Below are 24,644 nucleotides of genomic sequence, written 5' to 3'. Positions count from 1 at the left end.
ATGGTACAAAATTATAAAATAAAATTATTTATTTTTCAATTTTCGAATATACGGAGTAGATCTGCTGTAGCAGATCATTCATAGAATCTTCCTCCTTAAATGGAGAAAACTTCATCAGTTCAACACGACTTTGTACATCTTTGAAAGTCTCCATATCAGTTCTCCCGAAGGTATCTTCAATATAGTCCAATACCGTCATGTTGTGATGGATATCAATATCGTGTTCCAGATCAGCATTCATTTCAGCATAGGCATTAAAGAAACCAGAGTAATCTTTCTGCTTAATCAGTGTATCCAGATATTGAAGATGTGCAGGAATATCTACAGACATTTCTTCGCGAATCTGTCTTTCAGAATCTTCAACATTAGTTACAGGTTTAAAGTGTGGAGAATAGTTTTTCCCGGTTGGAGAAGCTGTTTTGTTGGAACTGTATATTTTATAGAAGAAATAAAGGAAGAATGCTACAAATGCTAACGCTACAAATAATAACCATACAGGAATATTTTCTGAGCTTTTCGGTACGAAACTATGATCAGCATCTACCTGAGCGATAACTGGTAATTTTACTTTCTGGTTGAGCACACTTGCAGTATTTTCCATAACTTTTTCCACAGTAGATCTGTCAGATGCCATTTGTTCTGGTGTCTGAACAAATAATGGTATTGTAGATAAAGCTACTTGTTTATATTTCTTTTCTTCCGGATCAAAGTAAGAGAAGCCTTCTAAAGCAATCGGAAAATTCCCCTGCTTTTTAGGTACTATAATATAGTTGGCTGTAAGCTCTCCCTTAAATCCTTTGCTACCCGAAGGCTTTACGTTGTAATTTACTTTTGGTTTATATACACTGTAATATTCAGAATTAGCAAATTTCGGCAAATGTACATCTTTCAGATTACCTACACCAGTAAGCTTTACTTCAACACTAACAGGTTTGTTTATTTCAAGATCTCCCGGCGTTTTCACAGCTACCTTTGCATCGTATTTACCAACAGCATTCTGGAAATCTGCAGGTGCATTTTCCGGTAGCGGTTTTACATTAAGGCTTACACTGTTCGCTTTAATCTTTGTTGTACTACCACCCTGCACTACCTTAGCATTGGCAGGAGGAATAATAGTTCTGCCCGCTTCTTCCGGAAACAAAAGATAAACAGCCATTCTCATGGAATATTCTTCTTCATGATCGTTCACCTCACCATTGCTGTCCCCTACTCTGTAGTAACGAACACCTTGCGCAGGTGGAAGCTGAACATCTTCAACATTATCCAGACTGTTCATATTTCTGCTATACGCAGTTACCACAGCCATAGTAGCCTGGTTTACATAGACATCATTATCACTAACATTTGTCCTGATATATACTTCGTTATTATTGCGGACAGGAGGTCTGTTTTCTACGTATTTTTCGTTCTTAACAAAAATATCTTTTGCATCACTTTTATACATTACATTATCCACTCTGGCCAAGGCACTACCTATTTTCAGTGCACCAGGTACCTTAGGCTTTACAACAACCAAAGCAGAAAACCTCGTTAGAGATACCCCCTTGTCATCCAGAAAATATTCTGTATTGGTAGCAGGAAGTGATACATCGTACTTTTTAGGGTCAAAATATGGCAACTTCATCCGGACATCAAGGGAAGATTTGGAAGTTGCAATAAATACAATAGGAATTTCCTGACCAATTTTATAGCTAGGTTTCTCATCCATAACCACGTCAACCTCGACCTGTGCATGAATCTGCAGGCCAGTTAACAGAAATAATATGTATAGAAACACCCGGTTCATTACCAGTCTTTTTCGTTGCTTATAGGGCTACTATTTGCTTTTTGGTTAAGTATTCTTTTAGATGTATTTTTTTCTTTATCTCCCATCTGACGAAGAATTTCTTTTTCCACGTCTTTAGGCAGTTTATTTTTTCCTTCATTTTTATTCTGATCCTGCCCGTCGCCCTGACCTTTATTCTTTTGGTCATTGCCGCCTTGCTGATCTTTTTTATCGCCCTGATTATTGTCTTTCTGACCTTGATTACCTTGTTGATTTTTATTATTCTGGTCATTTCCACCACCGCCGTTCTTCTGCTTTTTCTCTTTATCTTTCAGCATCGCAATTTCATAGTTTTTGCGGAGTGAAGAATCTGCAGGGGATAATTTCAGAGCTTCCTTATAATATTTTGCGGCCTCTTCATGGTTGTTCTGCTGCATCATAGCATTTCCCTGATTATACAGAGAGGCCATTTTATCATTCGTATTTTTACTTAACTCCGCAGCCTTTTTATATTCAGCATGAGCCTCTTTGTACATCTTTTGTTTGTACAATGAATTTCCCAGATTATAATGGGCCGTAAAGTCTTGTGGATTCTTTTTTATGGCGTCTAAATATTTAGCCGAAGCATCATCGTACTTCTTATTCTCAAAATTCCTATTTCCTTTATAAACTAAAGCATTATAGTCCTGAGCATAAAAAATCCCTGTTGCAAATACGAATAATATGAATAAAGTGCTTTTTTTCAACATTTTAATACGCTACAAAATTAGCCTTTTATATGTTAAAATCTCTTTTTGGATTTGTTAAATATATTATAAAAAACAGAATAAACGAAATCCCCAAAAACCACTGATAATAATGGATTGAAGACTGAGAATTGGTTGTAATTTCAGTGTCACTTTTCAATTTATCCAGAGCACTAATTAGTTGTGTTGCTGCATTATCGTTGTTTCCGTCTATATACGTTCCTCCTGTTCCGTTGGACATCTGTACCAAAGCCTGAGTTTCCCGTTTCGAAATCACAGGTTCACCATAAGGTGTATTTTTATAGCCCATTAGCTGTCCATACATATAATCCGGAACCGGAGCTCCCTGTTCCGTCCCTACTCCGACAGCTGTAATCTTAATATTCTGATTCTTGGCCAAAGCAGCAGCTTCCTTATCATGCCCCTCGTTATCTTCACCATCACTAATCAATACTACATTTCTGCCATTCTTTCCCGTATTCTTATACATTTTCGCTGCTTCACGCATAGCCACCAGAAAATCTGTTCCCTGCTGTCCGATAATGCTTGTTTCTATTGAATTAATATAAGTTTCTACGGCTGTATAATCGGTAGTCAGCGGCATAATAGATACAGCATTTCCTGCAAAGACTACAATACCAACTCTTTCATCTTTCATGTTCTTCAGCGTCTCCAGAACAATCTTTTTCTCACGACCTAATCTGCTGTCCGGCTGAACATCTTCTGCATTCATCGAGTTGGATACATCCATCAGCAGGACTACATTCGCAATCTTATGACTTACCTTCATTTCCTCTTTACCCCCTAACAAGTCTGCAAAAGCAAGAATTAAAAAGGAAAAAGCAAGAATATAAAGAGGAATAAAAACATATTTATACTTGCTTTTAGAAGCAAATAAAATAGAATGAAAACCAGAATCTGCAAACAGTTTTCTGCGTTTTTCGCGCCAGCGTATAAAATTAGCAATCAGCAGCCACATCAGCGGCACCAATAGTAACAGAAACAGATAATTATAATTTTCAAAAGTCCAGTCCATTACGTCAAAATTTTATACATTATCCATCTCCATAAAGCATCTAAAAGTAATACGATAAGCGCTATCCAAAGAAAATACCTGAAATACTCTTTATAATCATACATCTTGGCCACTTTGATATCCGATTTCTCCAGCTGATTAATCTCTTCATAAATCTGCTGAAGACTTTCATTAGAAGTTGCCCGGAAATATTTACCACCAGTAACTGATGCTATATTTTGCAATGCCAGCTCATCAATTTCTACTTTCTGCTCTGTATAAATAAGATCACCGAAAAAAGGATCAATCCCCGTAGGCGTTAGCGCATAACCATTTGTTCCGATTCCGATTGTGTAAACCTTTATATGATTATTCGCCGCCAATTCTGCAGCAATAGCAGGCTCCAGGCTATTTTTGATAGTCTGTACCCCATCTGTCATCAGAATAATAATCTTACTTTTGGCTTTACTGTCTTTAAGGTGATTAACCGCAACCGCCAATCCTTCTCCTATTGCAGTACCTGCCGATAATTCATTTGGGTTCAGACTTGCAATTTCCTGCTTAACGGCTTCATGGTCCGTCGTAAGCGGCACCTTCAAAAATCCTTCTCCGGCATAAGCCACTAATCCTATTCGGTCCCCAGGCCTGTCACCTACAAATTTCTGTGCTATTTTGGATAAGGCACGCAGTCTGTCCGGCTCCAGATCTTTAGATAACATACTAAAAGAGACGTCTACCGAAAGCATAATATCGATACCTTTTCCATCATTCTGATCTTGTGCTACAGTAAAAGTCCTTGGACGGGCCAATGCCAGTATAATACATGAAAGAATGATATATTTGGTGCACTTCAGTATAAAAAATAAGAAACCAATCCCGGAGGGACGGGACATTCCTTCGGTAGTCGGAACTTTAATTCCTTCATTTTTTCCCCTGATAAGATCCCTTATCAGCAGCGGAATAAATAAGAGAAATAAAAGTAAAAGCCACGGGCTTTCAAACTCGAAGTTTAAACCCAAAGGAGCAAAAAGATCAGACATGTTTTCTCAGATTTTCAAATTCTATGTCTTTATAAGACCTCTTCACAAATTCTTTAATATTATTGAAATCGGCTTCCATTTCTGTATGCGAAGGAATAACCTTTGCAAATTTAGCTAAATCTCCACGTTCAAAGACTTCAGCAAGAATTTTTTCATTGGCTTCTGATATTTTGTTCTGTCCCTTCATGTAATCCAAAAGATCATCAGTCAACAATTCCTTTGCCGGGAAACCATATTGGCCGGACAGGAAATTTCTTGTAATATCAATAAGCTCTATATAGAAGCTACGGAAGTCATTGTTTTCAATATATTTTTTACCCCTTAGCTTTTCCAGTTCCTGAAGTGTGAAGTTAGTCTTTACAGTTGGTGAAGTTTTCTTGGCTCTTCCCCATTTAACAAGCATCCAGATCAGAACAATAATAGCGATAACTACTAATGCAATCCATATATAGAATTTATACAGACTCCAGTAATCCTGCCAGCCCAGTTCAACGTCTTTATTGTTCATAATATCGTTAATCTGTTCCCCTTTTTTAGCAGTGTTTATAACTTCTACCTCATAGGGTATTGTCGTCAGTACTTTATCTCCGGCTTTAATTTCAATTGGTGGAATCTTAAATTTTCCTTCTTCAAAAACCTGAAATTTTATGGTTCTGGTATATAGATTAGGGGTACGCTGAATGCTATCACTAAGGATTTCGAAATGAAAAGGCAATATCTCATTTTTCGGAGCCGCCTGAACATCTAGTCCTGTAACATTACTGATATTAATCTTAAATTCTCCCTGCTCTCCCAAAACCAGGGTATTGTCGGACAATTGCGAGGAGAGTGTCTGTCCGAAACCTAAAAGGCTAATTGCTATAAAACAGAATAAAAAAATTCTTTTCATCATCAATTTTATCGTGTCTGAAAATAATTATACAATGGCTTGGTATAATCCTGCCCTGTATTGAGTTTCAAGAATACTGAAGCACTTTTATCAAACGCTTCTTCTGTATTTTTAATTTTTTGTTTTTGCTGCTCTGCAAACTGATACCGCCATCTTGCGCTGGATGTATTCACCCATTTTTTTTCTCCGGTCTCAGCATCATTTAGTAAAGCATATCCGATATCCGGAATCTGTAGATCCTTTTCATCGTACACCCCGAAACCCAGAAGCTGATGTTTATTTCCTACGACCCGAAGGCTCTTTACATCAAACTTATCGTTGAAATCTGAAAGAAGAAAAACATAGCTCTTCTTTTTAAAAGCTTTCATCAGATAGCCCAGTGCACCGTCCAGATTGGTTGCTGACGGAATATAATCGGCATTCAGAATACTGCTGATAATAGCCAACACATGTGGTCTTCCCTTCTTTGGGGGAATAACTTTATATACTTTATCTGCGAACAGAATAAGTCCTACTTTATCATTATTAGTTACCGCAGAAAATCCAAGTGTCGCACAAATTTCGGCCACATATTCTCTTTTCAGCGAGGCATGAGTACCATAATTCATAGAAGCTGAGATATCAACCATCAGCATTACAGTCAACTCTCGTTCCTCCTCCATTACTTTTACATAAGGCTCCCGGAAACGCGCTGTTTTGTTCCAGTCAATTCTTCGGATATCATCTCCGAACTGGTATTGTCTGACTTCAGAAAAAGTCATCCCCTGTCCTTTGAAAGCGCTGTGATATTGCCCCATGAGCATAGCATCCGTACTTCTCTTAGTCCGGATTTCTATCTGCTTTACTTTTTTTACAATATCTTTTATATCCATTATTATGCTTCATCCAAAACACTGTCCAGACCTCTTCTGAAGCCTTTAAAAGTGTTTATCTTTTTAATCGCCAGAATTGCCCCCTGTACATAAGGTTCAGCTCCCATACCGGAATCATGGCGAATCGTTAAGCGTTCATCATTTAATCCAAATATAGATTCTACAGAAATCATATAATTAGGAAGTCTTACTGAATGAACTCTGACTCCGTTTATTTTCTCACCCCTTGTCTTGGCATAACCAATTACATCTTCATCTTTTACAATATCAGTAGAGGTTTGTACTTCCGATATTTTCTTTGCCAATTCCAAAGTCGTTCCGCTTGGAGCATCCGGCTTTGAGTGGCTGGCATAATCTATAATTTCGAAATTAGGAATATACTTTGCTGCCATTACTGAAAATTTCTGCAGCAATACAGCTGTAATTGCAAAATTTCCAACCGCTAAAACCGAAACTCCGTATTGATTCGCCAACACTTCAATTTCTGCATAGTCATTATCTGACAATCCGGATGTTCCTACAATAACATCTTTTCCGGCTTTTATAGCCTGTATAATGTTATGTTTGGCAATTACTGGTTTTGTAAACTCAAAAAGAAGATCAAAAGAAGGTCCTTCCAAAGCTTCTTCAATATCTTTAAAAACCGGAATTTTAGGAGTTGTAATATCAAGGATGTCTGCAAGATTACCTCCTGCATTACTTCTTGATATCCCCGAGATCAAAGTGATATCCTGATCTTTTAATACTCCTTTACTAAGCGCCGAACCTGCCCAGCCTGTTGCTCCAGCAATACATATTTTAATACTCATTTTACAAAATAATTACGGAGCCTGTACTTTAGACAAAACAGCATCAATAATTTTCTCAGCCGTCATTTCTTCAGCTTCAGCCTCAAAACTTAATCCAATTCTGTGGCGTAGTACATCTTTCGATATTTCTTTCACATCTTCCGGAATAACGAATGCACGCCCTCTGATAAATGCTAATGCTCTGGAAGCAATTGCAAGGTTGATAGATGCCCTTGGTGATGCTCCGAAAGTAATGTAGTTTTTAAGATCTGATAATCCATATTGTTCCGGATAACGGGTTGCAAAAACCATATCCAGAATGTATTTTTCTATCTTCTCGTCCAAATAGATTTTGTTGATAAGTTCTTTAGCTTCAACAATCTGTTCCAGCGATATAATAGGATTAATTTGTGGGATATCTGATGTAGAAACCATACGCATTACTTTACGCTCATCTTCAAATGTAGGATAATCTATACTACACTTCATCATAAAACGGTCGGATTGCGCTTCCGGCAACAGATAGGTACCTTCCTGATCAATCGGGTTTTGGGTAGCCAATACCAAAAATGGTTTTGGTAACTTCATTGTTGTATCTCCTATCGTTACTTGCTTTTCCTGCATTACTTCCAATAATGCTGACTGTACTTTTGCAGGTGCACGGTTAATCTCATCAGCCAGTACAAAATTTGCAAATACAGGTCCTTTTTTAATTGAAAAGTCGTTGTCTTTTACATTGTAGATCATAGTCCCAACTACATCAGCAGGCAATAAGTCCGGTGTAAACTGAATTCTGGAGTACTGCCCCTGTACAGCATCGGCTAATGTTTTTATCGCCAACGTCTTCGCCAGTCCCGGAACTCCCTCCAACAGAACGTGTCCGTTTCCTAAAAGTCCTATTAGAAGTCTGTCGATCATATATTCCTGACCTATAATAACTTTGTTGACTTCTGACTTCAAAAGTGAGAAAAAATAATTCTTCTCCTTCACCTTTTCCATTAAAATTTTAATATCCTCTGCTTGATTATATTCTGACATAGACTTAAATTCAATTTTAGTGGGTAAATTTCTGCAAAAACATTGCAAAAACCACCATAATTAAACGTTATTTATCGTTAAAGTTTGTTAAAGTTAAGCGTTTAAAATTAGGCAATTTGCACGATTTAGATTACTTTTGGAGCAAATTAATCTGAATAAATAGTGAATAACCTTTTCAAAGCACATCGTGTTATTAGAAGAAACCTTGCCGATGTCCTTCAGAAAACCAGTCACCAGGATTTAATGATGATTCCCGATGGCTTTAATAACAATATCTATTGGAATATTGCACATTGTGTGGCAACACAGCAACTATTAATATACTACCTGAGCGGAAATCCTTTCAGAATAGACAAATATTGGATTGAAACTTATAAAAAGGGGACATTACCAAATCTGGATGTATCGCAGGAAGAAATAGAAGATCTTAATTTTCTGCTTTCTGAAACTTCCAGAATTATGGCAAATGACTATGACGAAAATTTCTTTCTGGATTACACGCATTACTCCACGAGTCTGGGAATGGATCTTAAAAATATTGAAGATGCAGTACTCTTCAATAATATACATGAAGGTCAGCACCTTGGATATATAATGGCACAGAAAAGAGCTATTATAGGAGAAATGTATTAATATAAAAGTACCATAAAAAACGGTTAATTTTGAAAAATAGGTCTCCTCTTTGCAGGAGAATAATATTTAAAAGAATATTGAATGCAAGAAAATAAAGATAAAAAAGACGATTTCATATTTGGGTTAAGACCTGTAATAGAAGCAATAGAAGCAGGTAAAACTGTAGATAAAGTATTTGTACAAAACGGATTACAGGGACCTATCGTTGCTGAACTAAAAAAACTTTTGGCTGAGCATAATCTCCGTGCCAATTATGTTCCTGTGGAAAAGTTAAACCGTTTTACGCGGAAGAATCACCAGGGTGTTGTTGCATTTATATCAGATATCCCTTTTTATAAAATAGAAGATGTTTTGCCACAGCTTTTTGAAGAAGGCAAGACTCCTTTCATTCTGATATTGGATCGTTTAACCGATGTAAGAAACTTTGGTGCAATAAGCCGTACTGCAGAATGTGTAGGTGTAGATGCTATCATTATTCCGGAAAAGGGAGCTGCTCCTATTAATTCGGATGCTATTAAAACTTCAGCAGGAGCTCTTTATAATGTGAAAATTTGCAAAGAGAAGAACCTTGCTCATGCCGTAGATTTTCTTCAACAGTCGGGTATAAAAGTTTTTGCAGCTACAGAGAAAGCTCAGAAGCTTATTTACGAAGAAAACTTTACAGAACCTGTATGCATTGTTATGGGGAATGAAGAAACAGGAATCTCCAAAGAGGTCCTTCATCATGCTGATGAAAAAATAAAACTACCTATTGAAGGAAAAACACAATCACTTAATGTATCTGTCGCATGTGGTGCTATTCTATATGAAGCCGTAAGACAGAGAATTATCAATCACTAAAAACTACAAAGAAATGAAGAAAGTATTAGCTTTTGCAGCAATAAGTTTATCACTGATTGCATGTAAAAAGGAAGGAAAAACGACTGAAACAAAAACCGAGGGTAATAAAACAGAAACAACAACGACAGAAACTTCACCAGAAGCGAAAGCAGAAGTAAAGCCTGCTATTTCTGATTCTGCTGGCGTTTATACCCTTAAATATAAATTAGAGAAAGGAAAAGCTTATCCTTTTGTTTTGTCACAGAAAGATGTTCAGAGCATGACAATGGGTGACAAAACTCAATCTAATACCAATGAGACAACGGATGATATGACTTTCACCGTGACAAACTTCGACAAAGGAGTTTATGATGTGGACGTACATTTCATCTCTAAAAAGCAAACAGGATCAGTTCAGGGACAAACGCTTAGTGTTGACACAAACGGAGCTGAGCCTAAAAATGAAAATCTGAAAATCTTTTGGAAAGTAAATAAAGCATTGATGGGGAACACTCTGAAAATGAAAATGAGTGAAACCGGAAAAATTATTTCTTTCGAAGGCTTCGATCCTATTTATGCTAAAGTGAATACAGCAGTAAATAGTGCTGTAAAAGATGCTAATCAGCGTAAAGCACTGAATGAAGGATTTAAACAAGGATTTAATCAGGAAGCTTTGAAGGCACAATTTAAAACCAATATCAATCTTTTTCCTGAAAAAGGATTAAAAATTGGCCAGAGTTTTACTGAAAGCAATAATCTAAGCCCGGACGGAAAACTAAAAAGCTCTACAACTTTTACTTTAGCAAAAGTAGAAAATGGTATTGCTGAAATTACAGTAGCCGGTGGAATTCCTAAGAAAACTGACAAACAATCGCAAAACGGGGTTACCCAAACAATCAGTCTTCAGGGAATACAAAACGGATCTTTGAAGCTTGATACACAGACAGGATGGATGAAATCATCTGCTCTTACAATGACCTCTACCCAATCGCAAACTTTAAGCGACGGAAAACAAACGCAATCTGCAACGCAGAAAAATGTTTCAACAACTAAAATAAACCCTTAAGCAAAAAGCAATGTTCAAATATTTGTTTGAATTCATTCTAATTGTAATCATCATCTTCTTTGTATGGAATATCCTGAAAAGAATATTTTTTCAGCCATTTTATCAGGGGATGACCGGACAACAAGCGTCCGAAAAACAAAAAAAACAAGAAAACCAGTCTCAGCAAAAGAACAAACAAAATCTTAACTGGGATGCAGAAACTGTAGAATACGAAGAAATTAAAGAGGAAAAAAATAAATAATCTATATTCAATAAATTATTTATGTTCCCAAAAGAATCAGTGGTAAAGCCATAAACAAAAATATACGAATGAAAATAAGCAACAGAAATAGTATTTTTATTGGCGTCAGCCTTGTGTTATTCGTGCTTTTGGCCATTTTCTATGCCAATCCTGTTTTAACAGGTAAAGAGCTTATTCAGCACGATATTGTTCAATATCGCGGTGGTGCACAGGAAATGCTTGAATATCGTGCCAAAGGTGGCAGTGAAACATACTGGAGTGATGCAATGTTTGGAGGTATGCCTACCTACCAGACCGGGGCTCAGTTTCGGGGTGATATCATCAAAAAATTAGATGATGTGCTGATGTTTTTACCCAAACCTGCCAATTATCTGTTCTTATTATTTTCAGGATTTTTCTTTTTGGGAATGGTTGCACTCCGAAATTGGAAATATGCACTTTTGGGCGCTACATTCTTCGGGATGTCCACTTATTTCTTTATTATCATAGCAGCAGGGCACAATGGTAAAGTTCATACCATTGCTTATCTCGCTCCTCTGGTAGCCTCAATAATTTTGGTATACATCCGAAGAAATTATTTCTGGGGATTTGTCTCCACAACGGTGTTTATGGCCTTACAGATTATGGCCAATCACCCGCAGATGACGTATTATCTGTTTATAGGTCTGGGCTTCTTTTTCCTTTCGGAATTGCTGCGTGCTATACTGAAAACCAAAGATTATAAACATTTCTTTATTTCCACAGCTATTGTCGGTGTTGCTATGGTCTTAGGATTAGGCATGAACAGTCAGAGAATGCTTTCAAATGCGGAATATGTTAAAGAAACAGTTCGTGGAAAGCAAATCTTGTCCTCTTCCGTAGGAAAGAAAGATACACATGGAATGGATAAAGAAAACATTACCATGTGGAGCTATGGAAAACTGGAAACCTTAAACTTGTTTATTCCGAGATTAATGGGTGGAGCAAGTCAGGAAGAAGGCAGCGATAAAATGACCGAAAAGCTTCAGCAGCTGGTACAGGAAAATGCAACTTCTCAACAGGAAGTAAATAATATGATGAAAGGTCTTACCGGAAGTCTTACTTATTGGGGAGATCAGCCTGGAACGTCAGGACCTGCATATCAGGGTGCTGTTGTTGTATTTCTTGCAATATTAGGATTTTTCTTTGCATGGCCAAAATACAGATGGTGGATTCTTGGTGCTTCTGCGCTTACCATTATGCTGGCATGGGGAAGCAATTTTATGCCGTTAACTGATTTCTTTATAGACTATGTACCGGTATATAATAAATTCAGAGCTCCATCTTCAATTCTGGTTGTTGTGGAATTACTCTTCCCTTTTATCGCTATTATCGGACTGTACCGTTTCTTTACAGATGAAAAATTAACAGCCGAATATAAACAGAAAGTTCTTACCTACACGACTGGAGGTGTTGTCGGGATTACCTTAATTTTAATTCTTTTTGGTAAAACCATTCTGGGTTTCCATACAGATTTAGAGGGACAATATTTACCGTCTTATCTTCTTGATTATTTAGTTGGTGAAAGATATTCCATGTTCCGTACTGATGCTATAAAAGCAATATTATATGTATTGATTACAGCCGGGGCTATGTTCATGGTAATGAAACAAAAACTGAATCAGAATATCGCTTTAATTATTATCGGCTTGGTTAGTTTATTTGACCTGTGGACAGTAAACAAGCGCTATCTGAACAATGACAATTTTGCAGATAAAATGTTTGCAAGAAATCCGTTTATTACAGAAGCTTCTGAAAGTTTTCTGGCAAAATCAAATGGTAATTCCTATATCGAAGGACTTTTACAACAGGCTCCTGTTAATCATGCACTGGAAAATATAGCTAAAGCGGATAAAAGTCATTACAGGGTTTTCAATACTTTGTTAGGACCTTTCAATGAGACCAATACCTCTTACTTTGTAAACTCCGTAGGTGGTTATAGTGCTGCAAAGCTTCGACGTTATGATGATCTTATCAGCAAATATTTTAGTGGCGGAGGAGATCCGAATGTACTGAATATGCTTAACACCAAATATGTACTGGTGGCAGATAGCACGGGTATTCAGCCAAAGGAAAATCCATTTGCCAACGGGCCTGCATGGTTTGTAAGTGAGGTAAAAATAGCGGGTACTCCAAATGAAGAAATTGATCTTATTTCCAAAGTTGATAATAAAAAGGTAGCTGTTATCGGGAAAGAAGATGAGAAATATTTTAACGGAAAAGCTCTTCAGGCAGATCCTGCTGCAAAGATTGCAGTTAAAACATATCAGCCTAATGAAATCGTATATCAAACCTCATCTGCAACGCCTCAGTTAGCAGTAATGTCTGAGATCTATTATCCACATGGATGGAAATTCTATATCGACGGAAAGGAAACAGACTATATAAAAGCAGATTATCTTTTACGGGCCGTTCATGTTCCTGCTGGAAAACATGAGATTAGAATGGCTTTTGAACCGGAAGTAATCCAAAAAGGAAAAGCTATTTCACTGGCTTCTGTAGGTGTATTTGTTTTATTAGCTGCATTGGGTTTTATTTTTATGAACCGCAAAAAACAACAAGCTACCAAAAGTGAAAAATAAATCACTATAGGTATATTTAAATTTTAATCAACCACATAGATACATAGTCAGGTTATTGGATAAATGAAAGTTTACACATTAGCTATGTACTCTCAATTAGTGTCGGAGACACCTTCATTTACATTATAAAAACGATGTTTCTATGTGGTTCATAAATTCAGGCTCTGAGCATATACTTTCTATTTTGCCACTTATGCGGTTAAAATTATGAAGCAGAAAAAAATTCTTATCATTACTTATTACTGGCCTCCTGCGGGTGGACCTGGTGTACAGCGTTGGCTAAAGTTTGCCAAATATCTCCCGGAGAACAACTGGGAACCTATTATTTATACACCGGAGAACCCGTCTTATCCTCTACTGGATGAGAGTCTGGTAAAAGATGTTCCAAAGGATATACAGATTATACAGAACAAAATCTGGGAGCCTTATCAGCTTGCTGAAAAGCTAAACAAAAAGAATAAAAAATTTAAAGCTGGACAATTCGACGTAGGAAAAAACCAGTCGTGGAAATCTAAACTTTCTATTTTTGTCCGTGGTAATTTCTTTATTCCGGATGCCCGAAAATTTTGGGTTAACCCATCAATTTCTTTTCTGAAAAAATACCTTGAAGCTAATCCGGTAGATGTTATTGTAACGACAGGACCTCCTCATAGTCTTCATTTGATAGGAAAAGGTCTGAAAAAACACTTTCCTGCTATTAAATGGATTGCAGACTTTCGTGATCCCTGGACGGAAATTTCATATTACAAACACCTGAAACTGACTTCATGGGCAGATCAGAAACACCGAAAGCTGGAAAAAGAAGTATTTCAGACAGCTGATGTTACTCTCGCAACCAGCTATGGTGATGCAGAAAACTTTAGAAAAGCAGGTGCTAACTCTGCTTGTATTACTAATGGTTTTGATAAAGAGGAGCTCAATAAAAAATCCGTTAAAAATTCAAAGTTCACACTGTCTTATATCGGTGTTTTGGAGCAGCTGAGAAATCCTGAAAATCTATGGAAGGTATTATCCGATATTGTTCGGGAAAATTCTGATTTTGCCCAAAATTTTGAACTTCGGTTTGTAGGACGTGTGGATGATATTATACTTGAAAATCTACAAAGTTCTCCCGTAAAAGATAATCTGAACCTAATTGGATATATTCCGCATGAACAATCCGTAAAGGAAATGGAAAATGCAGATATGCTATTGATTACCAATTTCCCGAAACAAGAATCGGCAGGAATTATTCCGGGGAAAATATTTGAATACCTGGCCACACAAAACCCTATTCTTTCTGTAGGGCCGGAAAAGGCAGATGTTGAAAAAATCCTGAATGAAACTAAAGCAGGTAAACACTTCACCTACCAGGATCATGAGGCTATAAGATCTTTTATTCTTGAAAATTATGACAGTTGGAAAAATAATACTGTTAACCAGAATTCTGAAAACCTAATGCAGTTTTCAAGAAGAAACCTTACAGCTAAACTTGCTCAGCTTCTCGACTCAATAATATAATAATTTACACATCAATATTAATACACCCCGCAGATATTCATCTGCGGGGTGTTTTTCAAATACCCGAAAAGTAATTGATTCCTTGCCAAGGCGGTTTTATCTATAAATGAATATATGCTGTTTTTTAGTTTGTAACTACCGGAGCACTAATAGGTGTATTACTTTTTGCAATTACAAAACTGGAAATTGCATAAAAAGCATCTCCATTGGTTCCGTTATTTGTCCAGTTCTGGAACTTATATTCATAACTAAAAGTACTACCCGTTAAAGAGTTATTCAACACATCTATACGTGTTGGCACCGCCATTCCCGGACACCATCCTGCTCTGTCAGGAGCCCAATTTCCCGGACTCTGATTATTAATAGGGTTTGCTGAACATCCTAAAGTACCCAGCTGGTGTTGGAAAGTATTCGCATTATTTATTGCTATAGTATGTGTTCTGAAGCACCATTCTGCACAGCCCCTACTTCCCGCATCATATGGCTTGGCATGTCCCCATCCGGAAATAGTAGTTCTAAGATAAGCTTTTTCCGTGTTTGTTGGTAACTGAATATTCTTTTTTAATCCCAGTGTATGTGCTTTACCATAAGGAACACCATCAATGGATGATTTGTTATATTGGATTACAGGTACTACTGCCGAATATTTATAATCCGGTGTACCATATACAATATCAAAGTCTACACTGTATTCTCTTCCTTTGGCAAGCCATGTCTCCGTATAAATTTTAAGCTCTGTATTTCCGGACAGTAAAGATTTGAAATCGGTAACATCAATTTCCAGTCCACGAGGTAATTTTTCCGTACCCACCCAATATGGAGTAATAAAGCGTCCTATTTCATACCATTCTCCTGTTGTTTTATTTTTTACATAAACATTGGCATAACGATCCCATTCATCACAAGTTTTGTTAGGACATTCATTTTTAATGAACATCTTAATTGTTTTTACAGTTGTTACATCGACCGGAAATGTAAAGGTTCCTTCAGCACTTTGGGACAATCCATCGCCAAAGGCATTTTTTACTTTGTCGAATGTTTTAATATTTACGGTATTATCTGCCGGAGCATTTACCGCATTCAGAGCTAAGCGATCTTCTGTTACAGGTGTTGCACTGTCTACACCTTTGCACGAAACGATACCTGCCATCAAGTAAGCAGATACACTAAGAATTAGTAGTTTTTTCATAATTTATTGCGATTTGTTATACGAATATATCGTATTTATTTAATAAATCGTTTTAAAAGTCAAATTAAACACTGATTTATTAACAAAGATTCATTTTTTAATCATTCAAATTATAAAACATCAACAATACTCAATACAGATCTTCTATTTTTATTACTTTTAGTTAAATATATATGGATGAAAAATTACCTGATTGTTTTTGTACTACTTAGTTCTTTTGCTTTTGGACAAAAAGCACCACAGGATTTATCTGATTTTCAAAAGATTTTAGACCGGCAACTCAAAACCTGGAAAGCTTCTATTCCGGGGTTTTCTGTTCAAAATTTCAAAGCACATAATAATTTCGGATTTGATAATATTTCTCAGGAAGATCAGCCTGTCAGAGAATTTACTGCATTCGTAAAAAACTATAAGAACCTGCTGATTTTCTCTCCGGATAAAAAACATTTTATTGATTTGTACAGTTCTTCTGTCTATTATGATGAAAAGAAAAAGAAGTATATAGCAGCATACGACATAGACTCACAGGTGGACCTTGGCGATATGCAAAATCACAAAAGTTCCCGGATCTATTTTATGGGATCTTCTGCATGGATAGAGGATGCTGTATGGATAGACAACGATCGTTTTATTCTCGCAGGTATACATTCGGATGAGCAGTCACAACGTATTCCTTATATTATAATAGGAAGTATAAAGGACAAATCTCTTCAGGCTTATAATTGTACAGCTAAGGCTTGTATACAGACGATAGGATATAAAGCTGCAAATATTGGAAAAATAAAAATAGAAGTCGACTAATCTCATTCCTCAAAAACCATATAATTTCCTTATTTTTGCTCGGAAATAAATTTAATTATGACTAAGAGTATTGATGAATTAAGCAACATCGCTACACAAATCCGCCGAGATATTGTACGTATGGTTCATGCTGTAAACAGTGGTCACCCTGGAGGTTCTTTAGGTTGTACTGAGTTTTTTACTGCATTATACGGTAAAGTGATGAACTACAAGTTACCATTTACTATGGAAGGAAAAGGAGAAGATCTTTTCTTTTTGTCCAACGGACATATTTCTCCTGTATATTATAGTACACTAGCAAGATTCGACTTCTTCCCTGTTGAAGAGCTGAATACTTTCAGAAAATTAAATTCAAGATTACAGGGCCACCCTACAACTCATGAAGGTTTACCTGGTATCAGAATCGCTTCCGGTTCATTAGGACAGGGACTTTCTGTAGCTATCGGTGCTGCACAGGGTAAAAAATTAGATGGTGATACAGCTCTTGTATATACATTACATGGAGATGGTGAGCTTCAGGAAGGACAGGTATGGGAAGCTTTCATGTATGCTGCTGCTAAGAAAGTAGATAATATTATTGCTACAATAGATTATAACGGAAGACAAATTGATGGTGATACAGATGATGTATTAAGCCTTGGTAATCTTCACGCTAAGTTAGAAGCTTTCGGATGGGAAGTTCTGGAAGAGAAAAACGGTAACAACCTGGAGTCAGTAATCGGAATTCTGGGCAGAGCAAAAGAAGAAACAGGAAAAGGAAAGCCTGTAGTTATTCTTTTGCATACGGAGATGGGTTACGGAGTAGACTATATGATGGGATCGCACGCTTGGCACGGAAAAGCTCCTAATGATGAGCAACTAGCCAAAGCTTTGGATCAGTTACAATTAGACGAGGTAGCAGACTATTAATTCTTCAAAACAAAAAAATGAAATTCACCTATACAGAAAAAAAAGATACACGTTCAGGCTTTGGAGCAGGGCTTGCTGAACTTGCAGATAAAAACCCAAATGTAGTTGCTTTATGCGCTGACCTTATCGGCTCTCTGAAGATGGAAAAATTCATCGAGAAAGCTCCGGAAAGATTCTTCCAGATAGGTATTGCCGAGGCTAACATGATGGGTATTGCAGCTGGTTTGACAATTAACGGGAAAATTCCTTTTACCGGAACTTTCGCTAACTTCTCTACATCCAGAGTTTATGACCAAATCCGTCAGTCTATTGCTTACTCCGGAAAAAATGTAAAAATATGTGCTTCGCATGCTGGTCTTACATTAGGAGAAGATGGTGCTACTCACCAGGTTTTAGAAGACATCGGGATGATGAAAATGTTACCAGGCATGGTAGTAATCAACCCATGTGACTACAACCAGACAAAGGCTGCAACTATTGCTATTGCTGATTATGAAGGTCCTGTATACCTTCGTTTCGGTAGACCAACTGTTCCGGTATTTATTCCGGAAGATATGCCTTTCGAAATTGGTAAAGGAATTCTTCTACAAGAAGGTAAAGATGTAACTATCGTAGCTACAGGTCACCTTGTTTGGGAATCTCTTGTTGCTGCTGACGAGTTAGAGAAAGAAGGCATTTCTTGTGAAGTTATCAACATTCACACGATTAAACCTTTGGACGATGAAATCATTCTGAAGTCAGTAGAAAAAACCGGTAAAATTGTTACTGCTGAGGAGCACAACTACCTTGGAGGTTTAGGAGAATCTGTTGCAGGTATGCTTGCAAGAAAAAGACCTACTCCACAAGAGTTTGTTGCTGTAAACGATAGCTTCGGAGAATCTGCAACTCCTGCAGAACTTATGAAGAAGTACAAAATAGATGCTGATGCTGTAAAAGAAGCTGTAAAAAGAATTCTGAACAGATAATCAAAATCTTATAAATACTAAAGGCCGGAAAATATCCGGCCTTTTTTGTGAGTTAGAATTAACTTATTCAACCTTGTCAAGGTGGGTATAACATTAAGCATTAACCCTGACAATATTTTTTAGTTAAACCTGTTTACCGTCCTGTTTATAGTACAGATCAATCTTCAGCTTCAAATATTTCTTTAAATCTAATATTCTCTGAAGAGTTTCCTATGCTTACCCGGAATTCTCCTGGCTCTACAACCCATTCCATCTTATCATTAAGCAGCTGCATATGTTCTTTGTTGAGGGTAAATTGTACTTCTTTTGTTTCCCCGGGCTCCAGAGTTACTCTCTCAAATCCTCTAAGATCCATTTCATAGGTTGTAACTGAAGACACAAGATCTGAAAGATATAATTGAACAACTTCATCCCCTTTTACTTTGCCAGTATTGGTTACTTTTAGTTTCACATGTAATTCATCTCCGGCTTTTATTTTTTTTGAAGACAGAGAAAAGTCAGTAAATTCAAAATTGGTATAGCTAAGACCATAGCCAAACGGATATAAAAACCCTGTAACTCTGCTGCTGCCTGAGCCATTTGGTCCGGTTCCGGGCTGTCCTGCCTGTGCTGCAGGCTTCGTTGGAAAGTTCATTTCTAGCTGTCCGATTGATTTAGGAAATGATATCGGAAGTTTACCTCCCGGATTATGATCCCCAAAGAGCGTTTCTGCCACAATCTTTCCACTTTGCGGTCCCAGAAACCATGTTTCCAAAATGGCAGGCAGATATTTGTTTTCCCAATTTATAGTGAGAGGTCTTCCATTTACCAAAACCAATACAACAGGCTTTCCTGTTTTGTATAATTGCTGCAGGAAATAAGTTTGCTTTCCCGGAAGATTCAGGCTGCTTCGCGACCTGCTCTCTCCAACTTCTCTTTCACTTTCTCCCATTACAGCAACGATAACATCTGATTTTTCCGCCATACTTATTGTTTTGGCTATTTCAGACTTTTCTTTTTCTGTAGGTTCCACAGGGATAATTTCTGTTTCCGGCCATCCTTCATCAATAACATCTACGCCTTTAGCATATGAAGTGTTGATATGATGAAGTGAAGCATAATCCTCAATCCCCTTCCGAATCGTCGTCACCGGATTATTGGATGGACCGTAGCGGCTCGTGGTATAATTCACTGCATCTGCCAGTGGGCCTGTAATCAGGATATTCTTTAATTTCCCTATATCAAGAGGTAAAGTTTGCTTTTCATTTTTAAGTAAGACAACAGAACGACGGTTAACATCTACAGAAAGAGCCTCGTCCTCTTTAGTATGTACCTTACGATCAGCTTCTTTAGCAAAACTCCGTATCGGTTCATCAAACAGGCCTAATTTAAACTTTGTTTTCAGGACAGCTCTTACTCTTTCATTGAGTACTTCTTCTTTTATCTTTCCAGATTTCAGAGCATCCATCAATGCTGTAAGATATTCTTTGGGTTGGGTGAAATTAGTACGGACATCTAGCCCCGCTTCTAAAGCTTTCTGAATACCTTCTTCATAATCTTTTGCTACATGATGCTTACTATGTACAAATTCCAGTGCATCACTGTCTGACACTACATAACCATCGAATCCATATTCTTTGCGCAGCAGATCTGTTAAAAAATATTTGCTGCTAATTACGGGTACACCATCATAATCGTTATAACTTGCCATTACTCCCAATGGATGTTCCTTACGAATGACTTCTTTAAACGGATAGAGATACATTGTGTGCATTTCTCTGGGAGCCACATGCGGATCTGTTCTGGCAAGGCCATCTCTCCCGCCTTTGGGCACAGAATAAACAGCGTAATGTTTCAGCGTTGAGGCTACTCCATTTTGTTGGATTCCTTTTACCATACGCTTTCCATATTCACCTATCATAAACGGGTCTTCTCCATAAGTCTCCACAACCCTGCCCCATCGCGGATCTCTTGAAACATCTAATATAGGAGCATACACATTTGTATATCCCAGATAATAAGCTTCTTTTCCTATAGTATTTCCGATTTTGCCTACCAGGTCTTTATCCCATGTACTCCCAATATTAATAGGTGCGGGAAATGGTGTTGCCCTGTCATGAGTAAGGCCGTGTATACCTTCATTGGTAAAATCAACAGGAATTCCGAGCCTCGTTTCTTCTATAAACCATTTCTGGATATTGTTGAGTGCTTCGGTATGGTTACTGTAAGGATAAGAATATTTTGTAACAGCACTTTTATGATAAGGAAGGCTGTTTAGCATTTCATCGATATTAGCAAGACCATGCACCCAGATTTCATTTTTCCATTGAGGTGTTGGCTGCTCATCTTTCAAAATTCTTCCGTATCCGTAGAGAGTTACCGTCTGATTGGCTTTTTCCTGCAGGGTCATTTGGGAAAGCAGGTTTTCAACTCTTTTATCGATAGGAGCTTTTCTGTCTTCAAAGATATCCTTCTTCCCGTTTTTGTTAAAGTCTATCCAGTCTTTATGATAAACTTTCAACTTTTGTGCTAAGCCTAAAAAGGACACTGCCAGCAAAGGTAGTGTCAATATGCTTTTATTGATATTCATGTTATTAGTTTTCACAAAGTTATACAAGTTTCCATAAAAAAATGATTTTACTTTCGTAAAATCATTTTTCATTCTCAACTGCTATTCCTACTAGTTTCAATATAGGGAAAAGTATATTTTCTAAGTATTCATCTTCTATCTTTTGCGAGGATTTTGAATTGGAAAAGTAATTACTTACTCTGTAGTTCTTTATAAATTGCTTTTTCTTTTTCCCGATAGCATAACAATAACCTCCACCTTCATCTTTTACAAAATAAGTCATCTCATCGAAATTCATAATCTTCCTGCTGAAAATATTTTTATGGTAAATACTCTTTTCAGATTTATAAAAAATATATTTTACAGGAATCCTGAATATTAAGTCGAAGACAAAATAGACCATATAAAGTACCCATACTATAAGAGCTATAAGAAAATTATCCCGCGACATATAATCCATACAAAGGTAGATAACAGGGGCAGCAACAATTCCAAGCACCAGCCACCATACTAAAGTGCGAAGAAAATTGTAATTGGGCATAAAGCTGATTTCGCTGCCATTTTCCCTAAACTGATATCTGTCGAATACATTCATTGTACTTACGTCTTACTTTTCATAATATCTTCTGTCTCATTAAGCAAGCGCTGAATAGCTCTTGTAGTCACTGCCTGACCAACAGTGAGTACTTTCTCTTTCCCATCCACTTGGAAATAAGCCGCCAATATGAGGTTGGTTGTAATAAGTCCCATATATTTGGTATGAATCACTTCGAAGGTTATAAAATCTGATATCGGATATGTCCTCTCAGGAATAAAGATTCCGTGTTTTCCGGTAACCGTTAGTTGATCCATATCGATTATAAACTTTTTGGTAAAAAAATTTATAATGATAATAACTGCTACAGCTGCAATAACAATTCCCAGTATTGCAGAAACATTATAAGACATTCCTGCTATTATAAAGACAAGAAGAGCCAATATAAACATCAATACAGGTTGGTTTTTGAAAATATACCGATTACTTTCTTTTTTATAGAATCTATACATGATGTTTTATCTGTTTTTATTATAGATTATTAACCCCGGAACTATAATGGCTAATGCTATAATTATTATTGGTAAGTCCCCGTAAGTAAAAACCCATTTTGTTTTTTCGGAAGGACCTATTTTCACTAATACAGTAATACAAAAGCCTATAATGATAAGTATAATGCCTAATATTTTTTTCATCTCTTATTTACTATATCCTATTGATTTAATCCACAAAATAATTATACCGGCCGAGTACATCTTTAGCTTCTCTTTCTAAGTCATCCAGATCACTCATCAGCTGCTCATTATTTTCATTCATACTGCGCTGTACAATTCGCATTTGCCCCAAAAAAGTATTTACAGCATTGTTAAATGAATTATAGCTTGCTTCTTTGTTTTTCTCTGCAGACGGGATTTTATTCTCAAGATTCCGGTTATATAATTTCTCTAATTGTTGGTATTGCTGTGCAAAAAGCTTTTTATATGCAGATTCGTCTTTAATATCATAAGAATCATCAATAATCTTCTGCGTAAGATCTAATATCTCTTTGGATTGGGTAATCTGCTGTTTAAGCGGGTGGTTCTTTAACATTTCTACCTCTGCCTTGTCAGCTTTATCTTCTAGCTTTGTAAATAACTGACTTGCAGCATTTCGGTTTTCTTCAATAATTTTATCAGCCTTAGCTTTAATCTCAGTAACCTTTTTCCCTTTATCATCTTTCCAGTCTTCAGCATTCTTATAAGCAGACAGTTCTTCCTGCAGCGCTTTTAGATCTTTAAATGTGCTGATCATTTTATCCGCTAACTTCTGGTATTCGCCTCCTAATACTTTTGGTGCTTTTATTTCTTCAAGAGCAATAAATGTAGAGATGGGTGTAGATACGGGAGTGAAACGCATAGCATTTGGATTTGCCAAAGCATTTTTAACAAAATCATCCATACTGGTTAAACCTTCTTCAAAGCTTTTTATATAGTCTGCCTGTGCTTTATCCATTTTTACTATTTTATTATTGAAAGCAATAATATCCTGGCTCTCGTTTCCGGAATCAACACTAAATGGATTTACCCTGGTGGTTTTGTCCTGTTGTGATAACTTTTCTTTTATTTTGTCACAGGATGTAGCAGTAAATGTGAGTATAAAAATACCTGCTGCAATTGTTATTTTTTTCATTCCTTATTGTGTGTTTTTATTGTTTATCAATTCTTCTAACTCATTATATACTTCCTGCATTGTTTTTTTACCAAAAGATTGTGATATTGCCGGACGTTTTATTTTAGGTACATCTTTAAAGTTAGCATACAAATAACTGCCTATCGGAATGAAACCCATCAGCACAAAACTTTGCAGTTCAAATCCTTCAAAATATTTTAAATCATACTGATTCTGTCTGAAACCATGTTTTACAGTAATTATTTCTTTACTGATATCTATATAAATCTGAGGTCCCCGAAAAGTTAATATTGTAATGAGCAATGACAATACAAATATTACAATACCCGTTTTAAAGTAACTGGTATTAATTATCAGAACAAGACCAATGAGTATCCACGCCAGTACTATCACATGCTGGAGCGAAGGATATTGTTTTACAAGATACCCGGTACCATCTTTTTTCAAATGTTTATAGACCGACATATTTATATAGTTACTTTAAATGCAGGAATATTTTTGCTTAGCCTACAAATGCGAATTTATCTTCGAACATTTTCCCAATTAATGGTAATGGCTTTTCAGTTTCATTTGCTGCGTTGATAATTCCAATAATCATCAATGCAAAATTTATAAGCCCCAGATAGCCTAAGATATAGAGCCCTGAAATACTTATGATAATCTGAAGTGCTATACTCAGTACAATACTAAAGATGACCAATCCCAAAGACTGGCGAAGATGGTATTTCAGCAAACTGTTGGCATTATCTTTTCCCATAACAAAAGATATGATCCATCCGATAAAAGTGATGTACGAAATGACTGATAAAGTTTTGTTGTCCATAATAAAATTGATTAAAGGTTAATAAAATATGTTGTTTTGTGTTTTACTGTTGACTGTGACAAAATTGTACAATCGGAATAGTAAAATCAATTTTACAGCTACTACAGAACAGCTACCATAAAAAAGCAGACGACTACAGAGTGACTACAGATTTTGTAATAAACTGAATAACAATAAATTGAAAAACACATTTA

General features: G+C 36.6%; 24 protein-coding genes. 9 read left to right on the top strand and 15 right to left on the bottom strand.

Annotated features, from left to right (window positions below; all coding sequences use genetic code 11):
- Positions 1-28 precede the first annotated feature (28 nt).
- Genes ATE49_RS09315 through ATE49_RS09280 form a run of 8 tightly spaced genes read right to left on the bottom strand, consistent with a single transcriptional unit; the run spans position 29 to position 8,153 of the window.
- On the bottom strand, positions 29-1,786 hold the full coding sequence (locus ATE49_RS09315; protein WP_065081942.1) for a BatD family protein: 1,758 nt from the start codon (positions 1,784-1,786) through the stop codon (positions 29-31).
- A complete protein-coding gene (locus ATE49_RS09310) occupies positions 1,786-2,514 on the bottom strand; it encodes a tetratricopeptide repeat protein (protein WP_065081941.1) in 729 nt (242 codons plus the stop codon). Before ATE49_RS09310 ends, ATE49_RS09315 begins: the two co-directional genes overlap by 1 nt.
- Before the next feature lie 25 nt (positions 2,515-2,539).
- On the bottom strand, positions 2,540-3,547 hold the full coding sequence (locus ATE49_RS09305) for a VWA domain-containing protein (protein ID WP_065081940.1): 1,008 nt from the start codon (positions 3,545-3,547) through the stop codon (positions 2,540-2,542).
- The gene (locus ATE49_RS09300; protein WP_065081939.1) at positions 3,547-4,566 is read right to left on the bottom strand and encodes a VWA domain-containing protein; all 1,020 of its coding nucleotides are present in this window, start codon (positions 4,564-4,566) and stop codon (positions 3,547-3,549) included. The genes ATE49_RS09305 and ATE49_RS09300 overlap by 1 nt, the downstream gene beginning before the upstream one ends.
- Positions 4,559-5,458: a BatD family protein gene (locus ATE49_RS09295; RefSeq protein WP_081278447.1), complete on the bottom strand. Its 900-nt coding sequence runs from the start codon at positions 5,456-5,458 to the stop codon at positions 4,559-4,561. Before ATE49_RS09295 ends, ATE49_RS09300 begins: the two co-directional genes overlap by 8 nt.
- Positions 5,459-5,463: 5 nt before the next feature.
- Entirely contained in the window at positions 5,464-6,327 is an 864-nt protein-coding gene (locus tag ATE49_RS09290) for a DUF58 domain-containing protein (protein WP_059345105.1), read from the bottom strand.
- A gap of 2 nt (positions 6,328-6,329) precedes the next feature.
- Positions 6,330-7,136: a 4-hydroxy-tetrahydrodipicolinate reductase gene (gene dapB / locus ATE49_RS09285; RefSeq protein WP_065081938.1), complete on the bottom strand. Its 807-nt coding sequence runs from the start codon at positions 7,134-7,136 to the stop codon at positions 6,330-6,332.
- Between the two features lie 12 nt (positions 7,137-7,148).
- Positions 7,149-8,153, bottom strand: coding sequence for an AAA family ATPase (locus tag ATE49_RS09280; protein WP_059155224.1), 1,005 nt, complete (start codon positions 8,151-8,153; stop codon positions 7,149-7,151).
- Between the two features lie 162 nt (positions 8,154-8,315).
- On the opposite strand from ATE49_RS09280, the gene ATE49_RS09275 reads away from it, so the two are divergent.
- The 6 genes from ATE49_RS09275 to ATE49_RS09250 all read left to right on the top strand — a co-directional run bounded on the left by ATE49_RS09275 (position 8,316) and on the right by ATE49_RS09250 (position 15,012).
- Complete coding sequence (locus ATE49_RS09275; RefSeq protein WP_021348233.1) at positions 8,316-8,786, top strand: DinB family protein; 471 nt, start codon at positions 8,316-8,318, stop codon at positions 8,784-8,786.
- Positions 8,787-8,867: 81 nt separating this feature from the next.
- The gene (rlmB, locus tag ATE49_RS09270; protein ID WP_059155223.1) at positions 8,868-9,626 is read left to right on the top strand and encodes a 23S rRNA (guanosine(2251)-2'-O)-methyltransferase RlmB; all 759 of its coding nucleotides are present in this window, start codon (positions 8,868-8,870) and stop codon (positions 9,624-9,626) included.
- Between the two features lie 13 nt (positions 9,627-9,639).
- Positions 9,640-10,671, top strand: coding sequence for a DUF6263 family protein (locus ATE49_RS09265; protein WP_065081937.1), 1,032 nt, complete (start codon positions 9,640-9,642; stop codon positions 10,669-10,671).
- A 10-nt stretch (positions 10,672-10,681) separates the two neighbouring features.
- Complete coding sequence (locus tag ATE49_RS09260; protein WP_065081936.1) at positions 10,682-10,912, top strand: hypothetical protein; 231 nt, start codon at positions 10,682-10,684, stop codon at positions 10,910-10,912.
- 68 nt (positions 10,913-10,980) lie between these two features.
- Positions 10,981-13,512 (top strand): YfhO family protein, encoded by a 2,532-nt coding sequence (locus ATE49_RS09255; protein ID WP_065081935.1) that lies wholly within the window; start codon positions 10,981-10,983, stop codon positions 13,510-13,512.
- Between the two features lie 207 nt (positions 13,513-13,719).
- Positions 13,720-15,012 (top strand): glycosyltransferase family protein, encoded by a 1,293-nt coding sequence (locus ATE49_RS09250; protein WP_065081934.1) that lies wholly within the window; start codon positions 13,720-13,722, stop codon positions 15,010-15,012.
- Between the two features lie 124 nt (positions 15,013-15,136).
- Here ATE49_RS09250 and ATE49_RS09245 read toward each other — a convergent pair whose 3' ends face one another.
- Positions 15,137-16,201 carry a peptide-N-glycosidase F-related protein gene (locus tag ATE49_RS09245; protein ID WP_065081933.1) on the bottom strand — a complete coding sequence of 355 codons (1,065 nt, stop codon included), beginning with the start codon at positions 16,199-16,201 and terminating at the stop codon, positions 15,137-15,139.
- 177 nt (positions 16,202-16,378) lie between these two features.
- Between ATE49_RS09245 and ATE49_RS09240 the strand changes: the two genes are divergently transcribed.
- From ATE49_RS09240 to ATE49_RS09230, 3 genes are read left to right on the top strand one after another with little or no spacing between them, the layout of a single operon-like run.
- The gene (locus tag ATE49_RS09240; RefSeq protein ID WP_065081932.1) at positions 16,379-17,002 is read left to right on the top strand and encodes a hypothetical protein; all 624 of its coding nucleotides are present in this window, start codon (positions 16,379-16,381) and stop codon (positions 17,000-17,002) included.
- Between the two features lie 57 nt (positions 17,003-17,059).
- Positions 17,060-17,911 carry a transketolase gene (locus ATE49_RS09235; protein WP_045183780.1) on the top strand — a complete coding sequence of 284 codons (852 nt, stop codon included), beginning with the start codon at positions 17,060-17,062 and terminating at the stop codon, positions 17,909-17,911.
- A gap of 17 nt (positions 17,912-17,928) precedes the next feature.
- Positions 17,929-18,876 (top strand): transketolase family protein, encoded by a 948-nt coding sequence (locus ATE49_RS09230; RefSeq protein WP_034866266.1) that lies wholly within the window; start codon positions 17,929-17,931, stop codon positions 18,874-18,876.
- A 157-nt stretch (positions 18,877-19,033) separates the two neighbouring features.
- Here the strand turns inward: ATE49_RS09230 and ATE49_RS09225 are convergent, their stop codons facing one another.
- The 6 genes from ATE49_RS09225 to ATE49_RS09200 form a co-directional block, all read right to left on the bottom strand.
- Positions 19,034-21,445 carry a glycoside hydrolase family 3 N-terminal domain-containing protein gene (locus tag ATE49_RS09225; protein WP_234108074.1) on the bottom strand — a complete coding sequence of 804 codons (2,412 nt, stop codon included), beginning with the start codon at positions 21,443-21,445 and terminating at the stop codon, positions 19,034-19,036.
- A gap of 61 nt (positions 21,446-21,506) precedes the next feature.
- Complete coding sequence (locus ATE49_RS09220; protein WP_234108075.1) at positions 21,507-22,019, bottom strand: hypothetical protein; 513 nt, start codon at positions 22,017-22,019, stop codon at positions 21,507-21,509.
- A gap of 5 nt (positions 22,020-22,024) precedes the next feature.
- Complete coding sequence (locus tag ATE49_RS09215; protein WP_065081930.1) at positions 22,025-22,471, bottom strand: hypothetical protein; 447 nt, start codon at positions 22,469-22,471, stop codon at positions 22,025-22,027.
- 208 nt (positions 22,472-22,679) lie between these two features.
- The gene (locus tag ATE49_RS09210) at positions 22,680-23,627 is read right to left on the bottom strand and encodes a DUF3829 domain-containing protein (protein ID WP_065081929.1); all 948 of its coding nucleotides are present in this window, start codon (positions 23,625-23,627) and stop codon (positions 22,680-22,682) included.
- A gap of 3 nt (positions 23,628-23,630) precedes the next feature.
- The gene (locus ATE49_RS09205) at positions 23,631-24,092 is read right to left on the bottom strand and encodes a hypothetical protein (RefSeq protein ID WP_065081928.1); all 462 of its coding nucleotides are present in this window, start codon (positions 24,090-24,092) and stop codon (positions 23,631-23,633) included.
- A gap of 37 nt (positions 24,093-24,129) precedes the next feature.
- Positions 24,130-24,450: a DUF4870 domain-containing protein gene (locus ATE49_RS09200; protein WP_065081927.1), complete on the bottom strand. Its 321-nt coding sequence runs from the start codon at positions 24,448-24,450 to the stop codon at positions 24,130-24,132.
- Between the last annotated feature and the right edge of the window lie 194 nt (positions 24,451-24,644).

Origin of the sequence: Elizabethkingia miricola (genome assembly GCF_001675285.1) — a bacterium.
In the GTDB taxonomy this organism is placed as follows: Bacteria; Bacteroidota; Bacteroidia; order Flavobacteriales; family Weeksellaceae; genus Elizabethkingia; species Elizabethkingia miricola.
Note: the sequence above shows the minus strand (reverse complement) of the source record. Positions and strands in the feature narration are given on the sequence as shown.